15 protein-coding genes and 4 tRNA genes are annotated in these 18,167 nt (G+C 53.8%); 7 read left to right on the plus strand and 12 right to left on the minus strand.

The genetic code is table 11. The annotated features are described in order from the left end of the window. Positions 1 to 108: 108 nt before the first annotated feature. The 4 genes from JJO78_RS11460 to JJO78_RS11475 all read right to left on the minus strand — a co-directional run bounded on the left by JJO78_RS11460 (position 109) and on the right by JJO78_RS11475 (position 4,309). Positions 109 to 1,935 carry an AAA family ATPase gene (locus JJO78_RS11460; RefSeq protein ID WP_219496168.1) on the minus strand — a complete coding sequence of 609 codons (1,827 nt, stop codon included), beginning with the start codon at positions 1,933 to 1,935 and terminating at the stop codon, positions 109 to 111. Next, positions 1,932 to 2,423 (minus strand): ABC-three component system middle component 2, encoded by a 492-nt coding sequence (locus JJO78_RS11465; protein WP_219496171.1) that lies wholly within the window; start codon positions 2,421 to 2,423, stop codon positions 1,932 to 1,934. The genes JJO78_RS11460 and JJO78_RS11465 overlap by 4 nt, the downstream gene beginning before the upstream one ends. Further along, positions 2,416 to 3,513, minus strand: coding sequence for an ABC-three component system protein (locus JJO78_RS11470; protein ID WP_219496173.1), 1,098 nt, complete (start codon positions 3,511 to 3,513; stop codon positions 2,416 to 2,418). Before JJO78_RS11470 ends, JJO78_RS11465 begins: the two co-directional genes overlap by 8 nt. A gap of 169 nt (positions 3,514 to 3,682) precedes the next feature. Continuing rightward, the gene (locus JJO78_RS11475; protein ID WP_219496175.1) at positions 3,683 to 4,309 is read right to left on the minus strand and encodes a hypothetical protein; all 627 of its coding nucleotides are present in this window, start codon (positions 4,307 to 4,309) and stop codon (positions 3,683 to 3,685) included. A gap of 579 nt (positions 4,310 to 4,888) precedes the next feature. Here JJO78_RS11475 and JJO78_RS11480 point away from each other — a divergent pair. After that, the gene (locus JJO78_RS11480) at positions 4,889 to 5,080 is read left to right on the plus strand and encodes a hypothetical protein (protein ID WP_219496177.1); all 192 of its coding nucleotides are present in this window, start codon (positions 4,889 to 4,891) and stop codon (positions 5,078 to 5,080) included. A 73-nt stretch (positions 5,081 to 5,153) separates the two neighbouring features. Here the strand turns inward: JJO78_RS11480 and JJO78_RS11485 are convergent, their stop codons facing one another. From JJO78_RS11485 to JJO78_RS11495, 3 genes are all read right to left on the minus strand, one after another. Beyond that, positions 5,154 to 6,005 carry a hypothetical protein gene (locus JJO78_RS11485; protein WP_219496179.1) on the minus strand — a complete coding sequence of 284 codons (852 nt, stop codon included), beginning with the start codon at positions 6,003 to 6,005 and terminating at the stop codon, positions 5,154 to 5,156. A gap of 644 nt (positions 6,006 to 6,649) precedes the next feature. After that, a tRNA-Met gene (locus tag JJO78_RS11490) sits at positions 6,650 to 6,726 on the minus strand. Positions 6,727 to 6,827: 101 nt separating this feature from the next. After that, on the minus strand, positions 6,828 to 8,165 hold the full coding sequence (locus tag JJO78_RS11495; protein ID WP_075196447.1) for an acetyl-CoA C-acetyltransferase: 1,338 nt from the start codon (positions 8,163 to 8,165) through the stop codon (positions 6,828 to 6,830). 166 nt (positions 8,166 to 8,331) lie between these two features. On the opposite strand from JJO78_RS11495, the gene JJO78_RS11500 reads away from it, so the two are divergent. Beyond that, a complete protein-coding gene (locus tag JJO78_RS11500) occupies positions 8,332 to 9,738 on the plus strand; it encodes a 3-oxoacyl-ACP reductase (protein ID WP_151982574.1) in 1,407 nt (468 codons plus the stop codon). Between the two features lie 13 nt (positions 9,739 to 9,751). On the opposite strand, the gene JJO78_RS11505 is transcribed toward JJO78_RS11500, so the two are convergent. From JJO78_RS11505 to JJO78_RS11525, 5 genes are all read right to left on the minus strand, one after another. Continuing rightward, positions 9,752 to 9,827: transfer RNA gene (locus tag JJO78_RS11505), tRNA-Val, on the minus strand. A gap of 20 nt (positions 9,828 to 9,847) precedes the next feature. Then, a tRNA-Asp gene (locus tag JJO78_RS11510) sits at positions 9,848 to 9,924 on the minus strand. A 69-nt stretch (positions 9,925 to 9,993) separates the two neighbouring features. Then, positions 9,994 to 10,069: transfer RNA gene (locus JJO78_RS11515), tRNA-Val, on the minus strand. 506 nt (positions 10,070 to 10,575) lie between these two features. Continuing rightward, positions 10,576 to 11,454 carry a DUF2846 domain-containing protein gene (locus JJO78_RS11520; protein ID WP_036210128.1) on the minus strand — a complete coding sequence of 293 codons (879 nt, stop codon included), beginning with the start codon at positions 11,452 to 11,454 and terminating at the stop codon, positions 10,576 to 10,578. A gap of 157 nt (positions 11,455 to 11,611) precedes the next feature. After that, on the minus strand, positions 11,612 to 12,571 hold the full coding sequence (locus tag JJO78_RS11525; RefSeq protein WP_151982576.1) for a hypothetical protein: 960 nt from the start codon (positions 12,569 to 12,571) through the stop codon (positions 11,612 to 11,614). 179 nt (positions 12,572 to 12,750) lie between these two features. Here JJO78_RS11525 and purE point away from each other — a divergent pair, with 179 nt between their 5' ends. The 5 genes from purE to JJO78_RS11550 all read left to right on the plus strand — a co-directional run bounded on the left by purE (position 12,751) and on the right by JJO78_RS11550 (position 18,161). Continuing rightward, entirely contained in the window at positions 12,751 to 13,242 is a 492-nt protein-coding gene (gene purE, locus JJO78_RS11530; RefSeq protein WP_036210119.1) for a 5-(carboxyamino)imidazole ribonucleotide mutase, read from the plus strand. Between the two features lie 181 nt (positions 13,243 to 13,423). Further along, positions 13,424 to 14,539, plus strand: coding sequence for a 5-(carboxyamino)imidazole ribonucleotide synthase (locus tag JJO78_RS11535; protein ID WP_151982578.1), 1,116 nt, complete (start codon positions 13,424 to 13,426; stop codon positions 14,537 to 14,539). 98 nt (positions 14,540 to 14,637) lie between these two features. Continuing rightward, positions 14,638 to 15,216: a superoxide dismutase [Fe] gene (sodB, locus tag JJO78_RS11540; protein WP_036210113.1), complete on the plus strand. Its 579-nt coding sequence runs from the start codon at positions 14,638 to 14,640 to the stop codon at positions 15,214 to 15,216. Between the two features lie 258 nt (positions 15,217 to 15,474). Beyond that, on the plus strand, positions 15,475 to 17,535 hold the full coding sequence (locus JJO78_RS11545; protein ID WP_151982580.1) for a putative bifunctional diguanylate cyclase/phosphodiesterase: 2,061 nt from the start codon (positions 15,475 to 15,477) through the stop codon (positions 17,533 to 17,535). Positions 17,536 to 17,573: 38 nt separating this feature from the next. Continuing rightward, entirely contained in the window at positions 17,574 to 18,161 is a 588-nt protein-coding gene (locus JJO78_RS11550; RefSeq protein WP_041332466.1) for a LemA family protein, read from the plus strand. Positions 18,162 to 18,167: the final 6 nt, after the last annotated feature.

Here is an 18,167-nt window from a genome sequence, read left to right on the forward strand (position 1 = left end):
TCGGCTCTTCGGAGTGCCGGAGCGCCAGCACAGGCGCGTCCGGCAATAGGCACTTGTTATGCCTCCCGAGGTCACAACTTAAAGTTCCGCAAGTAGCATCAATTAACCCTAGAGGAAACCTTTCCGACCATCATTTGGGTTGCCGGTGAACACTGTCATGCTTAGTCGGTCCAATACAGAATCGGGCGGATGCTGGTTTTCAACGATCACGATCTGGCTATCGCTACTGTGGTGGTCGACAAGATAAGCATAAAAGCTCTCTTTCAAATTTGTGCCCTGTAGTTGCCGATCTTCATCGCCTTCCGGCTTGAAATACGCAAGAAGCGGCGAGTCCAGCACAACAAAGCCAGGATGCGGCAGGTCGTTTTCGAGGCAATACTCCAGTAATGCGATACTTACCGCTGCGTGCGTAATAGCACGAAGCCCTTTGCCCCGACTACCTCGCGGCTTTCCATCGATGACAAAATCGGTCGTTTCCTTGTCGAAATGAACGAAGCAGTCACCTGGGAAATCCCATGCTTTCAGCAACTTGGCAATCCTGAGTGAAAAGTCATGCGCAACAGAGTCAGGTAGGCCGGAGACGACGGCGCCAGAGGAACCTGCTTCGCCTTCATCTTGCTCTAAAGCTATCCTACGCTCTTCGAGCTTCGCCGCTCTGGCGTATAGGTCGATCCCCCTCTGGACCTCTGCCCGCTTTTCAATAAGCTCCGAGAAAGATGCCCTTTCTTCACTCACAGTCGGCGCTACGGTTTCTTGAATCTGGGCGCTAACATTCTCGTACTCTCGATTTTTATCTAACAACTCTTGTTCTTGAGAGACTGCCTCGGACTTTAATTTAGCGACAGTCGCTTGGAGTTCGCCCTTTAGTCGCACTATCTTTGCAATTTCTGCGGTAGCTGCCTGAACGATCGCCTCAACGTCCCCATCGCAGGCAGCATCATGTTGCTGTGCTTGCGGTGATGCTCCGCAGAGTGGACAAGGAACCGATTCCACATGAGCGAACATCGCTCCGCTTTCCTGTATTGCCGTCAAACGTTCAATATCGACAGCATAGTGCTCAAGGAGAAGATCAAATCTAGCCAACAGATCGACAATTTCGTCTAATCGGTCCCGAATCGCCGTTCGAACATCCACCAATTCTCGTCGTTGCTCCAAAAGGGAATCAAGCTGGGATTGAATAGCCTTCAGATTTTCCCGGCGATGCTCGATAGTCTCGTCGAGGCGACCAATCTGTTCCTTAAGGTCGGCATCTTCTTCACCAAGGTCTGCAATTTCCTGTCTAATTTCGGCCAGCAGTTCATCAATCAGCTCGATTTGTTTTGCACTATCTGTTCCCCTCTGCGTTGTCTCAACAACATCGGAATCATCTACACCCGATAGAAGAAGCTTTATTGTCGCCAACTCGGCAGTTTTCAAAGTGTATTGACCACCCCAGAAGGGCGAGCCGATTTGCTGAATCTCGCCTTCTTGGACGATCACAAGTCTTGCCAGATTCCTGAAACTTAAACTCTGCGTTGTACCCTTCTTCTTGCTGCGCAATATGCGTTTTCCAAGAAGCCCGATTTTATCGAGAAGGAATCCCGAAACGTTGTCGGTTTTTCCGTGACTATGATCTTTTTTGAGGACTTCAACTGCGGCATCCTCATCGAGAAGGTTCCGAGCCTTGAAGTTTCCCCCAGAACTCGCGCGATAGAAGCGCCATTGCTCCCCTGAGGTCATATCAAGGTCGAATTGGATTTCACCGAATGGAGTTCGCTCTGGAATGCCTCTTAATTCGGATCCTCCAAGCATGAAATCAATCGATTCCGCGAGGAACGACTTCCCCGTATCCGATGCGCCGCAAATCACATTCACACCGTTCGAGAACGTCAACTCGGCCATTTTGTTGGGGCCGGAAAATGCGATCCGACGCAGTTGGAGGTACCTGTTGCTCATTGGTTACCTCGCGGTCTATCTATGATTTGGAACTGGGTGGACCAATTCTCAAACAACCGATGCATCGTTTGTCGAATCTCCGATGTTTCCACACCCGCGAACTGCTCGACCGCCCAATGCGCGCGCTCTTTTAGCCTCTGAGAATAGCTGGATGTTAGCGAGGCGAGAAAAGGCGCAGCGGCGTCTCCAGCGATGTAGTCGAAACCTTCCTCTGCGGGTATTTGCTGTATGAGGTTTCGGCTCATCATCAATAAAATGCCCTTTTCAATTAGCCCACGTCGGACTAGCAATTCTCCTGCTCTCATAGGCAGAGCTGCGTGAAGACTTTCAGGCCCATCGGCATCTTCGGAATGGACGACGAGATAATCCATTTCGACCAGTCTTTCGAGGTCGAAAGCTTCCGGATAGGCAGCGACCAGAATCTCTAGAGAGCGGATACCAGTTTCCAGTGGGCTGTTGAATGGTGCCGGGTGAGAGTGGTTAGTCATCGTCCATCATCCATTTGAGACGATCCTCATTCGCTAGCTGGTGGCAGATGCCCTGCCGATCCTGCGACTTGGTTGCTGACGCAAGTGGATTTGCCGTCAAAGCGACAGATGATGCCTGTGCCACTGTTGCTTTCATCCTTTCGTACCCGTTGGGATGGGTTGAGTCGGCAACATCTACGACGCCGTGAAAAATCTCGTCCTGAAGATTGTCGAATGTCCCTTCTGGCACAGTGTCTCTGGCAAAGTTTCTTAATGCTTCAGCATGATAGAAGCGCTCACGTTGCCTCCAGAAATTCTGTTCCAACGTGCTGTGTGCGGCGAGCGCGTTTATATCCTGGAGTGGGCTTCCCAAATGATCTCCATAAGCGTCAAGGAGCTGGCGGATATACCGGCTCTCGGATGTCGCAGGGACAGCGGGCGGCTCTTCGGGATCTGGCCTTGAAGGCAAACCACCGCCAAATCGGACTGCGTGAAACCCGGTATGACTATGCGCTTCAATCAGCTCAACATGTGATTTCGATGAAAATATCCTGAAATCAAAAGCGTCCACATATGACAGTAGTCTTCCGCTGAGCTCGATTTCCTTGGTTGAGGTGATTCCGCTTTTACAGTGCCCCTCCCAATTTTCTTTGAATTTTTCACGAAGCTCGGTCGGTTTATTTAGAAGTTTTTCTAATGTTGTTCCAACACCGAGGGATGCCACGAAATAATGCTTTCGTGGTGGTGTATATTCGCCGATATACGAGTAATAAATGATCTTCCCCAGTTCGACCCAAACATCGCTTGGTCGCAGTGGATTCGCGTAACGTTTACACTGATAATTGTCCCACATATCTTCAAATCCCTTATCAGTGCAAAAACCTGCGATATCGACGCCACAGTCGCCCGAGCCACCGAAGCGACGAACCTTGACATACGAGCCTTCAAGACTCGTTGCCCATTCCTCGATAAAGTCTTCCCAATCATCAGGACTAAAATTTTTGACGCGGATCGCCTTGGGAACGGGAATACCTGATTGCACATGAGCAGACGAAGGTGCAGCTGTTGGCAGCTTAGGCCTTATCTCCTTTAAATCGGTCTCGGCAATCATCCTATATGGCCCTTTTCCTCATAAGGTTCATGAACTTTCTGAGAACACAACAAACGATTAGCCCGGCGCTTCATTCTCCTTCGTGCATAACGTTTGCAGCATGCGCGCCCACGTAGTGAAGCCGAAAGCGCAATATAGTGGGCATCGCCGTACCTGCACTTTTTAGGGCTTAGCCTATGACGCTCTCCATTGTGGTAATTCCCCTAGCATCACGGTAGAAAGGTTTGCCAGCGTCATCGCACTTATCGATAAACTCTTGTACACAAGCGTTGTTCGAAAACAGCAAAATCACGTCGGATGTCTTGAAATTCAGCGCGTTCGGAATCCGCCACTCCCTCTCATGGGACCAATCTCGAATATTCTCTCTATCACTTAAATCAAAGTTGACAATGCGCCACCATTGGTCCCCGGGCAGATAAATTTTCGCTTCTGAAGTCCTGTCATAGACAACCGGTCTTCCGCCCTTTTCAAAAACGTACGTCTTTGAAAACATGACTCCGGTAGGATCATACCGTTTTTTTGCCCAAGTATTCTCTTCCCGAAAAGTTTGCTCGAACCAGCAATTCTGTCCAACCGCGCTGAGCGGCGCATCTTGAAAACAAACTGCGGGCGTGTCGCCAACGATAAAGCCTGAAAAGGTTGTACTGCCAATCAACTTCCCTGACTCAAGTATTTCAAATAGGGAATCGAGGGCCACCTGATCATCGCCCTTAGAGCGTGTTAGGTGAACTAATTCCGTGGTGAGATCACTTCTCTCAACGTGGCGCTTTCTCCATAACTCGAAATCGTATGCCATAGATTCCCTTTATTTACCACTTACAATAATTAGGCTGCGGGCTTGATCATTGCAGAAAGTTGACTGCGTCATGATTACTGACTTTGAACTATCAATGGCGCTGCGCATAAATTTATAAAACAACAGCTTAGCCGAGCATGACCGTCTCTGCCATGTAATCATTCAGCGTCTGCAACTTGCTCCCATCGTACTGGATGAAATGGCTGTGATCGGCTTTAAGGCTCTGGAGGAAAGACCTGAATCGAATGTTCGCTTTTGTTTAGGTGTCGCGTGGGATGCGTGACGGTCGCAAAGCGAGCCTTTCGCAGGGCCGCGCGAGCCCGTTACCTCCCACTCCGATTCACTGGAAGACCTGACGCCATGGGAATATTTGGGCAAACACCAAAGGGTGGAAAACTCTGATCAGCGGTGCAACTGAAATAGGGATGGTTACACAGCCATAGCCAGTCCCAGCACCGCCCACTGAACTGCAAATTCTGTTGTTTACAAAAAAGAACGCGAGTTGTCGCGACTCGTTTCGACAGTCAATTCACGTCTCTGTCATAGTTAGAGATTAAAGACTCGGGGTTGGAGATTTAGATGGGATTCTTTGGAGCGATCATAGTGGTCATGGTGCTTATTATGATCTACAACATATTCACAAAAAATGATTCAGAGACAGAAGAAACCAAGAGGCCTGGTAGCTTCTACTTAAACGAGCATCAGGCTGCCAGAGACGGGAAGATTCACCAGATCGATGACGATGACGGTGGTCCTGGCCACTACATGTGATCCTTCGGCCTGATGAAGAAAAGCCGGGGCGCTCTATGCTCCCGGCTCTGGCTCTAAGGGGACTAAGGCTGTCTTAGTTCTCGGCAGTGAGGAATAACAGCGCCTGGCCGTGATCATACACAACGGGCGGGATCGTTTGGTCTGCAAGCTCCAGCTGGCGCGTGTAAAAGTACACCGTATCGGGGAGATGCTTGCTGATAGCACTCACAAATTCCACGTACTGATCCAAAGAGGTATCACTCAGGCAGTAAGCAGAAAAACGGGGATACTCCATTTCATCGCCGGCGAAGACCTGGTAACCCTTTTTGTTTGGAGCAATGAAATCAGGAATTGTTTTAAGCTCCGACACTTGCTCGGGATACACCTTGAAATACGCGCCACATTCAGTGCCATCGGCCTTCACACCTGAAATCTTCGTTTCAGTGAAGGTTCCGTTGAAAAAGTTATCCGTCAGCTCGTTGTGAAACTCAGGCTCTCCTTCAATCCCCAATTCGTTCATCGCCGTCATCGTGGCGTCTTTAATCTCGTTACCAAGCCAAATGTTGACAGTTTCGGGACCTTCTACCTGGTCTTGCGGTACCCATGCGATGACACTGCTTCGCTCAGCGTGACTCTTATTCGTCGTAGTCAGCGCCCCAAGCAATCCCAGACCGAATGCGTCGCCGAATGACATTGCAAGGGTAGAACTATTCATGAAGTAAGCCACATCGATGGCCAGACCTGTCGCCGTACCCAGACCGCTCGGGATTTGGTCCTTGGGCACCTCTGCATCTTCGAGATCGGTCATTCCAACACTGTGGGTCAGGTTCCATGCCCGACTGTGATCAGGCTCGGCTTCCGTGATTCCGGTAGACGCGCAACCACTGATCAATCCAATGGCCAGCGTGGAGACTATGAGAGGGAACATCTTGGTCTGAAAAGGCATGCATTCTCCTGCGTTAGTGATACGTCGAAGGGCAGGATACAACGACACATGTAGAGGTAAGCTACAAACATTATGTTACTTTATGTTTTAGGAGGCGATGCAAAGTGGACTTATCCCAGTTGCTAAATCGAGCCACGTACTCTTTGGACGACTACCCAGAATCCTTCAGTAGGCAATCTCGTCGTGGCAGAAAAAGGTCTGCTTTCCCAATGGAAGCGTGGATCTTTAAAAAGCGATTACTAATGTCCGCTTTTGTTTAAAAGCTTGGACTTATGCTGGTGCCCTTGTCACTCCTAACCCATGAGTGAACCTACCCCGGTTCAGCCTCTCTTCACTAGCTCATCTCGTCGCGGTAAAAGGTCCGCTTTCCAATGAGAAAGCGTGGCCAGAACCCCGGCCTATGTCGCCATAATGTGGCAGCTTGGGCTAGACTGGAACGTCAAGAACACACTCAGACTTGCAGCGTAGACGACTACTGTCACAGGAAGAACAAAAACTGACTGACGGTCATTTTCCACCTGGCCGCAGATCGAACCGTCACAAGCCATGGCACATATTTGTCACATATACGTCACATGGAATTTCTGCTAGCCCAAACGCAAAAAAGGCAGACCAGTAACTAACTGATCTGCCTTTCTTTAATATGGTAGCGGGGGCTGGATTCGAACCAACGACCTTCGGGTTATGAGCCCGACGAGCTACCAGACTGCTCCACCCCGCATCAAACTGGTGGTTAACCGGGTAAGGCCCCGATCAACGAGGTGCGCATAGTACGGGGCGTTGATGCGCCTGTCAAAGGGAAAAATGAATTTTTTCGCCAACTTACCGCTCAAGTATGGCCGTCACCCCCTGCCCCCCTGCGGCGCAGATGGAGATCAGGCCACGGCCACTGCCTTTCTCTTCCAGCAGCTTCGCCAGAGTGGCCACGATACGCCCACCGGTCGCCGCGAAGGGATGGCCGGTGGCCAGACTGCTGCCCTTGACGTTCAGTTTGTTTCGATCAATGCTCCCCAGCGGCTTTTCCAGACCCAACCGGTCCTTGCAGAACGCAGGGTCTTCCCAGGCCTTCAGGGTGGAGAGCACCTGGGCGGCGAACGCTTCATGGATTTCGTAGAAGTCGAAATCCTGCAGCGTCAGCCCGGCTTTTTCCAGCATGCGTGGCACGGCGTAAGCAGGTGCCATCAGCAGGCCCTCCTTCTTGTCGACGAAGTCCACTGCAGCCACCTCGGAGAACGTCAGGTACGCCTTGATCTCCATGTTGTTGGCTTTTGCCCACTCTTCGCTGGCCAGCAGCACACAGGAGGCACCATCCGTCAGCGCAGTGCTGTTGGCGGCGGTCATGGTGCCGTTCTCACGATCAAATACGGGCTTGAGCGTCGCCAGCTTTTCAAGGGTCGTGTCCGGGCGCAGAATGTTGTCTTTCTCCAGGCCTGCCAGTGGGGTCATCAGATCCTTGAAAAAACCTTCATCATACGCGGATGCCAGTTTCTGATGGCTCTCATAGGCCAGCTTGTCCTGCTCGTCGCGGGGGATGGACCACTCGCGTGCGGTAATCTGACAGTGCCCCCCCATGGACAACCCCGTTCTGGGTTCGCCGTTTTGCGGAATTTCCGGTTTCAGATGGCTCGGACGAAAACGACTGAGCACTTTCAGGCGTTCTCCGGCTGTCTTGGCCCGATTCAGATCCAGAAGAATTTCACGCAGACCCTCGCCTACCCCAATCGGCGCATCCGACGTGGTATCAGTGCCGCCAGCGATGCCGCACTCGATCTGCCCTAACGCAATCTTGTTGGCCACCAGAATGGCCGCTTCGAGCCCCGTACCGCAGGCCTGCTGGATATCGTAGGCGGGTGTTTCCGGCGCCAGGCCGCTACTCAGCGCGGATTCCCGGGTCAGGTTAAAATCCCTGGAGTGTTTGATAACCGCGCCAGCAACGACCTCTCCAAGGCGCTGCCCCTCCAGCCCGAAGCGATCAACCAGTCCTCGCAGCGCACTGGTCAGCAACTCCTGGTTGCTGACCTTGCTATACGCGGTATTGGAGCGGGCAAAAGGAACCCGGTTGCCACCAATAATGGCAACCCGGCGGATATCGCTTTTAGCGGCCGTGGTCTTCTTTGCCGTCGACGTTTTCTTTTGGGTGCTTTTCGGTGCCTGTGCCATGATGATGTCCTGTTTAAACGAGTGTATCCGTTGCGTTGCAGTCTAGCGCCAACCGGGCCCGGCTCATTGGCATCCCTGACAACCGTAACAGGGCATTGAGTCAATTCAAAAGCGGCCGGATTCTTTAACCTGTACGCCGATATTCGTTTCGCAAAAGGAAAATGCCATGTCTGATCGCTATCTCAAGTTCGTCAATACTCCGTTTGGCAAGACCGCCGCCCAGTCCCTGGGGCTGCCCGCCCCGGTTCCCCTGAAACGCTGGAAGCGCGCGGACCAGCCGTTTATTGAGGGCGACGTGCTGATCGGCGCTGCCAACAGCAGCAAAGCTATCTCGACGATTGGAAAGGTGCTGGGCGCCAGCGCCGCAAAACTCTTTCATGCCAGCGCCATGGATACTCTGAACGATTCTGCCAAAAGCGGCAACAAGGCCGAAGCCTTGCCCCTGAACGCGGACATTGATCGCAAATTCTCCGCCCTGGTGTTTGATGCCACGGGTATGAAAGACACCACCGATCTGAAAGCGGTTTACGATTTCTTTCACCCCACCATCCGCAAGCTGGCGGGCAACGGTCGAGTGCTGGTGATAGGCCAGGACCCAAGCACCTGTCGCCAACCCGCCAAGGCCGCTGCCCATCAGGCACTGGAAGGCTTCGTGCGCAGTGTCGGCAAGGAAGTCGGCAAGAAAGGAGCTACCGCGAACCTACTGTGGATGGCCCCCGGCGCCGAACAGCAACTGGAGTCCAGCATCCGGTTCTTTTTATCGCCCCGATCGGCCTATGTCTCTGGCCAGGTAACCCGCATCAGTAAGGGAGCGACCGCTCACGCCAGCAACCCTGTCGCGCCGCTGGCCGGAAAGATTGCACTGGTAACCGGTGCGTCCCGCGGCATTGGCGCGTCTATTGCCGAAACCCTGTCGCGGGATGGCGCCACGGTCATTGGCCTGGATATCCCACCGGCCCTTGAGGACCTGCAGAAAGTTATGGCCCCCATCAAGGGTAAGGCGATGGCGTGTGATATTACGGATGAGAAAGCGCCAAAACAGATTGCAGACTTTGTGAAGGAACATTTCGAAGGCATTGATCTGGTCATCCACAACGCCGGCATCACCCGTGACAAAACCCTGGGCAACATGCCCGAGCATTTCTGGGATATGACCATTGCCGTGAACCTGACCGCCGAGGAACTGATCGACGAAGAGCTGATGCACCAGGAGCTGCTGCGTGAAAACGGACGCATTGTCTGCATTTCCTCCATCAGCGGCATTGCTGGCAACTTTGGCCAGACCAATTACTCCACCGCCAAGTGCGGCGTGATCGGCTATGTAGAGGCGATGGCAAAACAGGTGAAAAACGGCGTGACCATCAACGCGATAGCGCCCGGGTTCATCGAAACCCAGATGACGGCCGCTATGCCGATTACCATTCGCGAGGCCGGCCGGCGCATGAACAGCTTGTCTCAGGGCGGTTTGCCAGTCGACGTGGCCGAGGCTATTGCGTGGTACTGCAATCCTGCATCAAACGGCGTGAACGGGAACGTTGTTCGGGTTTGCGGGCAATCGTTGATTGGAAAATAACGAGGGGGGAAAATGGTGGGTGGTACTGGGATCGAACCAGTGACCCTCGCCTTGTAAGGGCGATGCTCTCCCAGCTGAGCTAACCACCCGGGATCTGGAAACAAAAAAATGGCGGAGCGGACGGGACTCGAACCCGCGACCCCCGGCGTGACAGGCCGGTATTCTAACCAGCTGAACTACCGCTCCGCATCAATCCCGGCCTGATCGGCCTTAGGGACCTGAAACCGGGCGGGGTGGCCCGGTGATGCTGAAAAGTGGTGGGCGGTACTGGGATCGAACCAGTGACCCTCGCCTTGTAAGGGCGATGCTCTCCCAGCTGAGCTAACCGCCCACTTTTACAGCACACTGGTGAGTCAGCGTTGCTGTCTCAACCAAGTGAGACGCGCATTTTAAGCATTTGTCTGGCGGTGTCAAATTTTTTCCGGAGTTTTTCTCAAAAAACCTGCAACTCGCTAAAAAATGTACAATTTTCAATCAAGCCTGTTTATCACTCCCGGTTTTCTTTGCCGCCTTCACAGACTTCAACCGAGTGGCTTTCTGTCCTGCCTTCCTCGCCTTGTGATCAAGTGACAGCTCGTTCACACGCGACTTTCGATCCGCAGGCAATGCCCGCTCCGCCAGCGAGCAATTGAGATGATCAAGACGTTTTCTGAGGCTAGCTATCCGGTGGCCTGCGTTTTCCAGTGCCTCGGGAAGCAATTCTCCGGAAAGCCGGCGAAACGTTAGTTGTAATGAATCTCTCAGCGACATGATCCGGCAACCCTCTGAATACGGACACCTCACAGTCTAGTAACCGAAACCGGAAACAACAATTCGCAGTACACCAGATCGGCGACGTTAGAATATCCACCAACCGCCACCGGATTCTGCCTCTTCCCGACGCTCCCGCTCCTGTTCCAACGCCGCATACTCCCGCTCCAGTTCCCGCAATCGACGATCGCTTTCAAGAGGCACCGTAGGGCCACCGCCAAAGGGCCAGTACCAAGGCGTTTCGTCATACTTCCCCTGTTCTCTCAGGCGCTCGATTTCAGCCGCTCGCTCCTCTTCCAGAAGAACCAGATTGCGCTCGTAGTCTGCGTCCTCATTCACCTCAACAATGGAGGTCGCAGCGTGATTAGGGGCAAGCAAATCACTATTCAGAAAACGCGTGGAGACAATTTCTTTGGCCTGCATGGCGTAGTCACGGGTCACGAGCTGCAAGTCGCCAGACCTCAGGGGGTGGTCCTCGGCGAGTTCCGGATGGTTACTCTCCGGCTCTTGCAACTCGTTATAGCGCAGGTAATACACCCTTCCGGGTTCGACCTTGAGCGTGGCGTCTGCAATCAGGCTCAGGCTGAACGAATTGAGCCCCTCAAGCCCCAGCAGTGGCCGGCGGATGGCGATATGCCGCTCGCCAGGGGCAACTTCAAGCCAGGTAAAACTGTCGTTTCGAATATTGAAATAGTGGTGGTCGTCTATGTAAACGCTTGGCGCCTCGATCTCGTCCGCAGCCCACTGGGAATGGGTGCGGTAGAAATAGAGAACCGCATTGCTGCGATCCCACTCATCATTGCCGATATGAACGAAATCGTGCCCGGATACCGGGTGCAAAAACGAGCCAACGCTTTTACCGATGGACTGGTACACCGTGCAGCCGGCACCAGAAACCAACAGCAAAGCCACAAATACGGCCGCCAGTGGCCGGGGAAAACCGGGAAAAAGAAATCGGGTTGTCATTGTTGTGCACTCTTCATCCTTTCGCGAGTTGTCCCGATCATAACAACTGCAATCTCGCGGAACTGAGAGCTACCGCAAGGGATGAATACAAACTGTTACAAAGCACAGCAGGCCCTGCCTGCCCTGCTGTGCCTGCGTACCCGTTCGCAGCCGCCTTCTATTGGCCGGACATCCGCGAGCGCAGATCATTGACCTCTTCCGACAGGCGAACCAGCCTTGAGGTTAATTGCGCCCGCGAAGAGTCAATCGAAGACACGGTTTCCCTCAGCCCCGCCAAATCTTTGCGAACGGCATCCAGCTGGCTGCCGCTGGACAGGTTATTGGTGGCCTTTTCCAACGCTGCAATACGGCTTTCCAGGCCATCAATGGTGAGGTTTTGCTCTCGCTCGAAACGCAACAGCTGGCGCTCTACCAGCTTGTCCACTCCGGCCAGGGATTCATCCAGCTTCGTCAATTGTGAGGCATTCTCCTGGCCAGTTTCGCGAACGGCGGTAAGCTGCCGCTCAAAGTCCGATTGAACCTTGTCCAGCCTGGAGGACACCGTTGCCTCCAGCTCCTTGACCGAGGCAGACAATGCTTCCCGCTGGCTGTTGCCGCTATCCACATCTGACCTCAAAGATTCCAACCTGGCCTGGTGGTCGTCGAGCCGCTTGCGGTTGCGGTCATTAGCAACCCCCCACAGCTTGGCGATCTCGCTGTCAGCCGTATTGAGGCGTTCCTTGTGGGACGCCAGCGTGTCTTCAATGGATTGCCCTTTCTCCTGCAGGTTCTCGCCGGTCTCGGAAAGTTCCCCCTCAAACCGGGCCAGCGCCAGTTTGCTTTGGCGCGCCCAGTAATCCGCTTCTTCCAGCTGACCTTCCAGCGCCTGTATACGCTGCTCTTGCTGATACCAGCCAGCGCCCGCCGCTCCGGCAACAATCAACAGCGCGATCAACAACACTGCACTGCGGCCCGAACCACCACCGCCAGATGTTTTCCGGCGTTTTCCAGCAGGTTTGCCCGGGCCGCCATTACCGGCCGACTCTGGCGCGGGTGCTTGGCGTTTTTTGCGCTCTTCCACTTTATTGCCGGGCACGCCGGTACGTACTTCATCATCATCTGGACGGATTGGTTCCATAACAGCTCCGGTATATGGACGGTAACGTTAATAAAGCACGATAATACCCGTACCTTGCGACTCAGCAAAATGACGGCCAGGAGAGCTGACAGTATGCGCTCCTTGGCCATCGACTGTTTGCATGGCCACGGGGCCTTACATACAATGTCCGGCTTTCTCACATATCAGGACTGTTGCATATGCAGCCGCTTGTAGGACTCATCATGGGCTCGAAGTCTGACTGGCCCACCATGGAACACGCCGCCGAGATGCTGGACAAGCTGGGCGTGCCTTACGAGACGAAGGTTGTCTCTGCCCACCGTACGCCGGATTTGCTGTTTGATTATGCCAAGACTGCCTCTGATCGGGGCCTGAAGGTGATCATTGCAGGCGCGGGCGGTGCTGCTCACCTGCCTGGCATGGTCGCGTCACAAACGTCACTGCCGGTCCTTGGTGTTCCCGTCCAGTCCAAAGCACTCAACGGTCTTGATTCGCTGCTGTCCATCGTACAAATGCCCGGCGGCATTGCGGTTGGCACCCTGGCAATTGGTAAAGCCGGTGCCACTAACGCTGGCCTGCTGGCGGCTCAGATTATCGGTACATTCAAGGACGATGTCCGTATAGCGGTCGATGAGTTTCGCGCTACACAGACACAGACAATCCTGGATAATCCTGATCCCAGCGATCAATAATCAGGAATCGGACTTTGGTGTACGAGCGGGTGGGGGATGCTTTCCAAAACACGCTCCTTGCGGCACATCCATGTGGCGCTTGGGCTCCGCCATCCATGGCTCCGCACAGTTTTGGAAAGCATCCCCCACCCACTCCCCGAACTAATGCAGATGCCTACTAATTAAAGGCAGGAGACAACGAATGAGAATTGGTGTTTTAGGGGCCGGTCAGCTTGGCCGGATGTTGGCTCTGGCTGGCTACCCGTTGGCCAAGACGTTTGTTTTCTATGATATGTCAGGTAATCCCAGTGCCGGGCTGGGTGAAGTGATTATTGATCGAGACGGTCAATACCTGGACGACCTCATTTCCCGGGTAGATCGGGTCACCTATGAGTTCGAACACTTGCCGGTGGACGTAGCAGAGCGAATTGCCAAAGAAAAGCCGGTTCACCCCTGCCCCCGAGCGCTGCAGGTTTGCCAGAATCGAGAAGCTGAAAAGACGCTCTTTGGCGAGCTTGGCATTCCCACACCAGAATGGAGAATTGCAGACACCGCAGAGTCATTGCAGGCCGCTGCCGAAGAACTCGGTTGCCCGGTGGTTGCCAAATCCAACACCGAAGGTTATGACGGCAAGGGACAGGCAGTTCTTCGTTCACCGGAAGACGCAGCAGAGGCCTGGAAATCCATTGGTCATCCGCGTCTGATCGTCGAGAAATTCGTCGAGTTTCGCCGCGAAGTCTCCATTATTGCCGTGCGTGCCGAGGATGGCGAACTGGCCTTCTATCCGATGGCGGAAAACGCTCATAACGAAGGCATCCTGCGTTATTCCATTGCTCCGGCACCAAAGCTGGAAAAACATGTCCAGGAAGACGCAGAACGTTACATCAAGGCGCTGCTGAACGAACTGAATTACGTCGGCGTACTAACGCTTGAACTCTTTGAAACCGCCGAAGGTCTGGTCGCCAACGAAATGGCACCGCGGGTCCACAACTCTGGGCACTGGACCATCGAGGGTGCCATGACCAGCCAGTTCGAGAACCACATCCGCGCTGTGAGCGGCCACCCCTTGGGAAGCACCGACGCTCGCGGTGTCAGCTGCATGATCAACATTATTGCCGAGCATGGCGACATTGAACGAATCCTTGAACTGCCTTACGCTCATGTACACCTCTACAATAAAGGCGAGCGCCCGGGCCGGAAACTTGGCCATGTGACCGTTCTGGCGGACAGCTACGAAGAATTGGTCTGGCGGGTAAAGAACTGCGCCCAGTTTTTACCCGGTTGTCCAGAGTTTAAAAGCACCCTGTCCGAGCAGTAGGCAGGGTGCACACAAGGGGTTGATATAACTCAAAGCGCCCCTATATTTAATAATGGCTTACATACACATAAACAGAGAGAATCAGGGAGAACGACCTCATGGCATTTGAACTTCCCGCACTGCCCTATGAAAAGAACGCACTGGAACCACACATCTCTCAGGAGACTCTTGAGTACCATTACGGCAAGCACCACAACACTTACGTAACCAAGCTCAACGGTCTGGTCGAAGGCACCGACAACGCCAACAAATCGCTCGAAGACATTATCAAGAGCGCCAGCGGCCCACTGTTCAACAACGCTGCCCAGGTCTGGAACCACACCTTTTACTGGCATTGCCTGAGCCCGAACGGTGGTGGTGAGCCTACAGGAGCAGCCAAGGACGCGATCGAAAAAGCCTTTGGTTCTTTCGAAGACTTCAAGAAAGAATTTAACGACAAGGCCGCCAACAACTTCGGTTCAGGCTGGACCTGGCTGGTGAAGAAGGCCGACGGCAGCGTTGCCATTGTTAATACCAGCAATGCCGAAACGCCGCTGACAACCGCCGACAAGCCGGTACTGACGGTCGACGTCTGGGAACACGCGTACTACATCGACTATCGCAATTCCCGTCCGAATTATCTGGAAGCGTTCTGGAAACTGGTTAACTGGGATTTCGTCAACGAAAACCTGGCATAACAGCGCTTCGGATACCTTGCAGGCCACAACCTGCACGCAAAAACGCCCGCACTTCGCGGGCGTTTTCGTATCTGTGATACAAACGATCTTACAAATTGATACACCCGTAGCCTGAATTATCTGGAAGAATTGCCGATACTGGGTACAGTAGGTAAAAACTGAACCATACTTGAAAAAGAATATGTCAGCCGAGAGCCCCTTTGCCCCAGGTGAGCGATACCGGGTCTCATTCAGTTGGAACGAATCAAACAGGCCTCCATGCAAAATTCTTATGAGGTAGAACATCGCCTGGGGTACCGGGTGCTGCGATGGGTACTCGCCGTGGCGTTAATTAGTGGGGTCATCGTCAGCACCGTGCAGGTCATCCTTGATGCCGGACGGGTATCGCAGTCTCTCGATGATCAGGCGCGGCAAACCATGGCACTGGTCAAGGACGCATCAACCCAGGCCGTTTTCAGTATCGATGCTGACCTTGCCCAACAGGTGGTCGACGGCCTGTTTGCTCAGGAAGCCATGCGTGTCGCACGCATTACCCACCCCGACGGCGAACCTCTCGGCAGCCGTGACCGCCCTTTGAAGGAAAGCGGCTCCCGCCGGATTACGGACCCGATTTTTGAATCTGAACGTTACTATCGCAAAGAGCTTTCCCGGGACACTGGCGCCGGCAATGTTTACGGTTACCTTGAACTAAAGTACGACACCGGTCCGGCTGCCCGAACCTGGCTTGAGCGCGCTTCCATCACCTTCGCCTCCGGCATCGCTATTGCCGTCATTCTCGGAATGGTGCTGTTTGTGGTTTTCCATCTACTGCTGACGCGCCCACTGCTACGAATTGTACGCTCTGTTAAACAGGTCAACCCGGATCACCCCGATGACAATCTGATCCACCTGCCTCACGGCCATCAGAAAGATGAATTGGGCCTTTGGGTCAACGCCACCAACAACCTCCTGGTTGCGATTGGCGACAGCCAGACCCGCCACCGGGAAGCAGAAGATCGTGTTACCCGGCTCTCAAGGTACGATCAGCTAACCGGCCTGCCCAGCCGAGACACCTTCATGGAGTTGCTCCAGGCCGATATTGCAGACGCCAGTGATGACAACTTGGTCCTGTCACTGATCTGTTGTGGCATCGATGACTTCAAGTCCATCAACGAGCAGTGCGGTTTCCGCACCGGCGACATGATCCTGCAAACCGTGGCCGATCGCCTTACGCAGAAGCTCGGCGGTACGCGCTTTACCATCGCCCGACTGGGCAGCGACCAGTTTGTTGTGGTGGAGAAGGGATTGAGAGACGGATTTCAGGCCGCCGACACTGCCGACCGTATACTGGCCTCTCTAAGCAGCCCGATGATCTTCGATGAGCAGACCATCACCATGACCGCCACCCTCGGCATCGCCCTGTTTCCAGGAGACGCGAGTCAAGCCGACAGGTTGCTACAAAACGCCGAACAAACCATGGCCCTGGCCAAGGAAGGCGGACACAATTATTTCCAGTTCTACGTTGCCAGCGTTGACCAGGAAATTCGTGAACGCAAACAGCTTGAGAAAGATCTCTCCATCGCGCTCCACAACCAGCAGTTCCACTTGGTTTACCAACCACAGATCAACCTGGAAACCCACCGGATTATCGGGGCGGAAGCGCTGATTCGCTGGGAACATCCAGAGAAGGGCCTTGTGCCACCGGATCACTTCATACCGGTAGCCGAGATGAACGGCAGTATCGTGGAAATCGGCCAGTGGGTTCTGGATCAGGCCTGCTGGCAGGCGGCGCGCTGGGCCAGAGACGGCATGCCCCTGCGCATTGCGATCAACCTTTCAGCGGTACAATTACGTCAGAACCACATCGTGGACGAGATTCTGGATACCCTGAAACGCCACAACATCCCCGCCGGACGTCTTGAACTGGAAGTGACCGAAACCAGTTTCATGACCAATCTGGAAGACGCCGTGAAGAAGCTGAAACGCCTGCATAAAGCGGGCATCAGCATAGCGGTGGATGATTTCGGTACCGGTTACTCTTCCCTGACCTACCTCAAGCGCATGCCGGTCCAGCATCTGAAAATCGACAAGCAGTTCATTCATGACCTGCTTGTCAACGAGGAAGACACCCGCATTGCCAACACCATCATCGACCTTGGCAAAAGTCTGAATCTAACGGTAGTGGCTGAAGGCGTTGAGACCGCGGAACAGGAATACTACCTCGCGCAGCGTGGCTGCAAACTGGCCCAGGGCTACTACTTCAGCAAGCCGCTCAAACCCCACGATTTCGAGGTATTTGTTGCTGGCTTTCACAACAAAATTGTCGAAAATAATGTCTGACCACTGAGTCACCCCACCAGGAACGCAAGGAGCCGCCCATGGGAACCACACTGATCGGCCTGATTGTTATTGCAGTTGTTGTTGTCTACATCGTGTTTATCTACAACCGCCTGGTATCCCTGAGAAACCAGTTCAAGAACGGATTTGCCCAGATTGATGTTCAACTCCAGCGCCGCCACGACCTGATTCCCAACCTGGTGGAATCGGCCAAGGCCTACCTTTCCCACGAGCGCAACACCCTTACCGAAGTGATGGAAGCCCGGAATAATGCGGTCAGCGCTCAGAAGGATGCTGCGGGCGACCCGGCGGACGGGGGCAAAATCCAGCGCCTGGGAAGCGCCGAGAACATGCTCTCCAAAGCGCTCGCCAACTTTTACGCCGTGGCGGAAAACTACCCAGAGCTTAAAGCCAACGAAACCATCCAGCAGTTGATGGAAGAGCTTTCCAGCACAGAGAACCGGGTTTCCTTTGCCCGCCAGGCCTACAACGATGGCGTCATGGGCTACAACATCTTCCGTGAACAGTTCCCCAACAACATCGTGGCCGGACTGTTCGCTTTCAAACCTTCCTCCCAGCTGGAGCTGGAATCTCCTGAGGCCCGTCAGGCGCCGAAAGTCGCCTTCTGAGGCCCG

It is taken from the genome of Marinobacter sp. DS40M6 (assembly GCF_028581595.1).
GTDB classification, from domain to species: Bacteria; Pseudomonadota; Gammaproteobacteria; order Pseudomonadales; family Oleiphilaceae; genus Marinobacter; species Marinobacter salarius.

Bases quoted from the DNA above. Each gene is read 5' to 3' on its own strand.
- JJO78_RS11460 (WP_219496168.1), bottom strand. From the start codon at position 1,935: ATGAGCAACAGGTACCTCCAACTGCGTCGGATCGCATTTTCCGGCCCC.
- JJO78_RS11465 (WP_219496171.1), bottom strand. From the start codon at position 2,423: ATGACTAACCACTCTCACCCGGCACCATTCAACAGCCCACTGGAAACT.
- JJO78_RS11470 (WP_219496173.1), bottom strand. From the start codon at position 3,513: ATGATTGCCGAGACCGATTTAAAGGAGATAAGGCCTAAGCTGCCAACA.
- JJO78_RS11475 (WP_219496175.1), bottom strand. From the start codon at position 4,309: ATGGCATACGATTTCGAGTTATGGAGAAAGCGCCACGTTGAGAGAAGT.
- JJO78_RS11480 (WP_219496177.1), top strand. From the start codon at position 4,889: ATGGGATTCTTTGGAGCGATCATAGTGGTCATGGTGCTTATTATGATC.
- JJO78_RS11485 (WP_219496179.1), bottom strand. From the start codon at position 6,005: ATGCCTTTTCAGACCAAGATGTTCCCTCTCATAGTCTCCACGCTGGCC.
- JJO78_RS11495 (WP_075196447.1), bottom strand. From the start codon at position 8,165: ATGGCACAGGCACCGAAAAGCACCCAAAAGAAAACGTCGACGGCAAAG.
- JJO78_RS11500 (WP_151982574.1), top strand. From the start codon at position 8,332: ATGTCTGATCGCTATCTCAAGTTCGTCAATACTCCGTTTGGCAAGACC.
- JJO78_RS11520 (WP_036210128.1), bottom strand. From the start codon at position 11,454: ATGACAACCCGATTTCTTTTTCCCGGTTTTCCCCGGCCACTGGCGGCC.
- JJO78_RS11525 (WP_151982576.1), bottom strand. From the start codon at position 12,571: ATGGAACCAATCCGTCCAGATGATGATGAAGTACGTACCGGCGTGCCC.
- purE (WP_036210119.1), top strand. From the start codon at position 12,751: ATGCAGCCGCTTGTAGGACTCATCATGGGCTCGAAGTCTGACTGGCCC.
- JJO78_RS11535 (WP_151982578.1), top strand. From the start codon at position 13,424: ATGAGAATTGGTGTTTTAGGGGCCGGTCAGCTTGGCCGGATGTTGGCT.
- sodB (WP_036210113.1), top strand. From the start codon at position 14,638: ATGGCATTTGAACTTCCCGCACTGCCCTATGAAAAGAACGCACTGGAA.
- JJO78_RS11545 (WP_151982580.1), top strand. From the start codon at position 15,475: ATGCAAAATTCTTATGAGGTAGAACATCGCCTGGGGTACCGGGTGCTG.
- JJO78_RS11550 (WP_041332466.1), top strand. From the start codon at position 17,574: ATGGGAACCACACTGATCGGCCTGATTGTTATTGCAGTTGTTGTTGTC.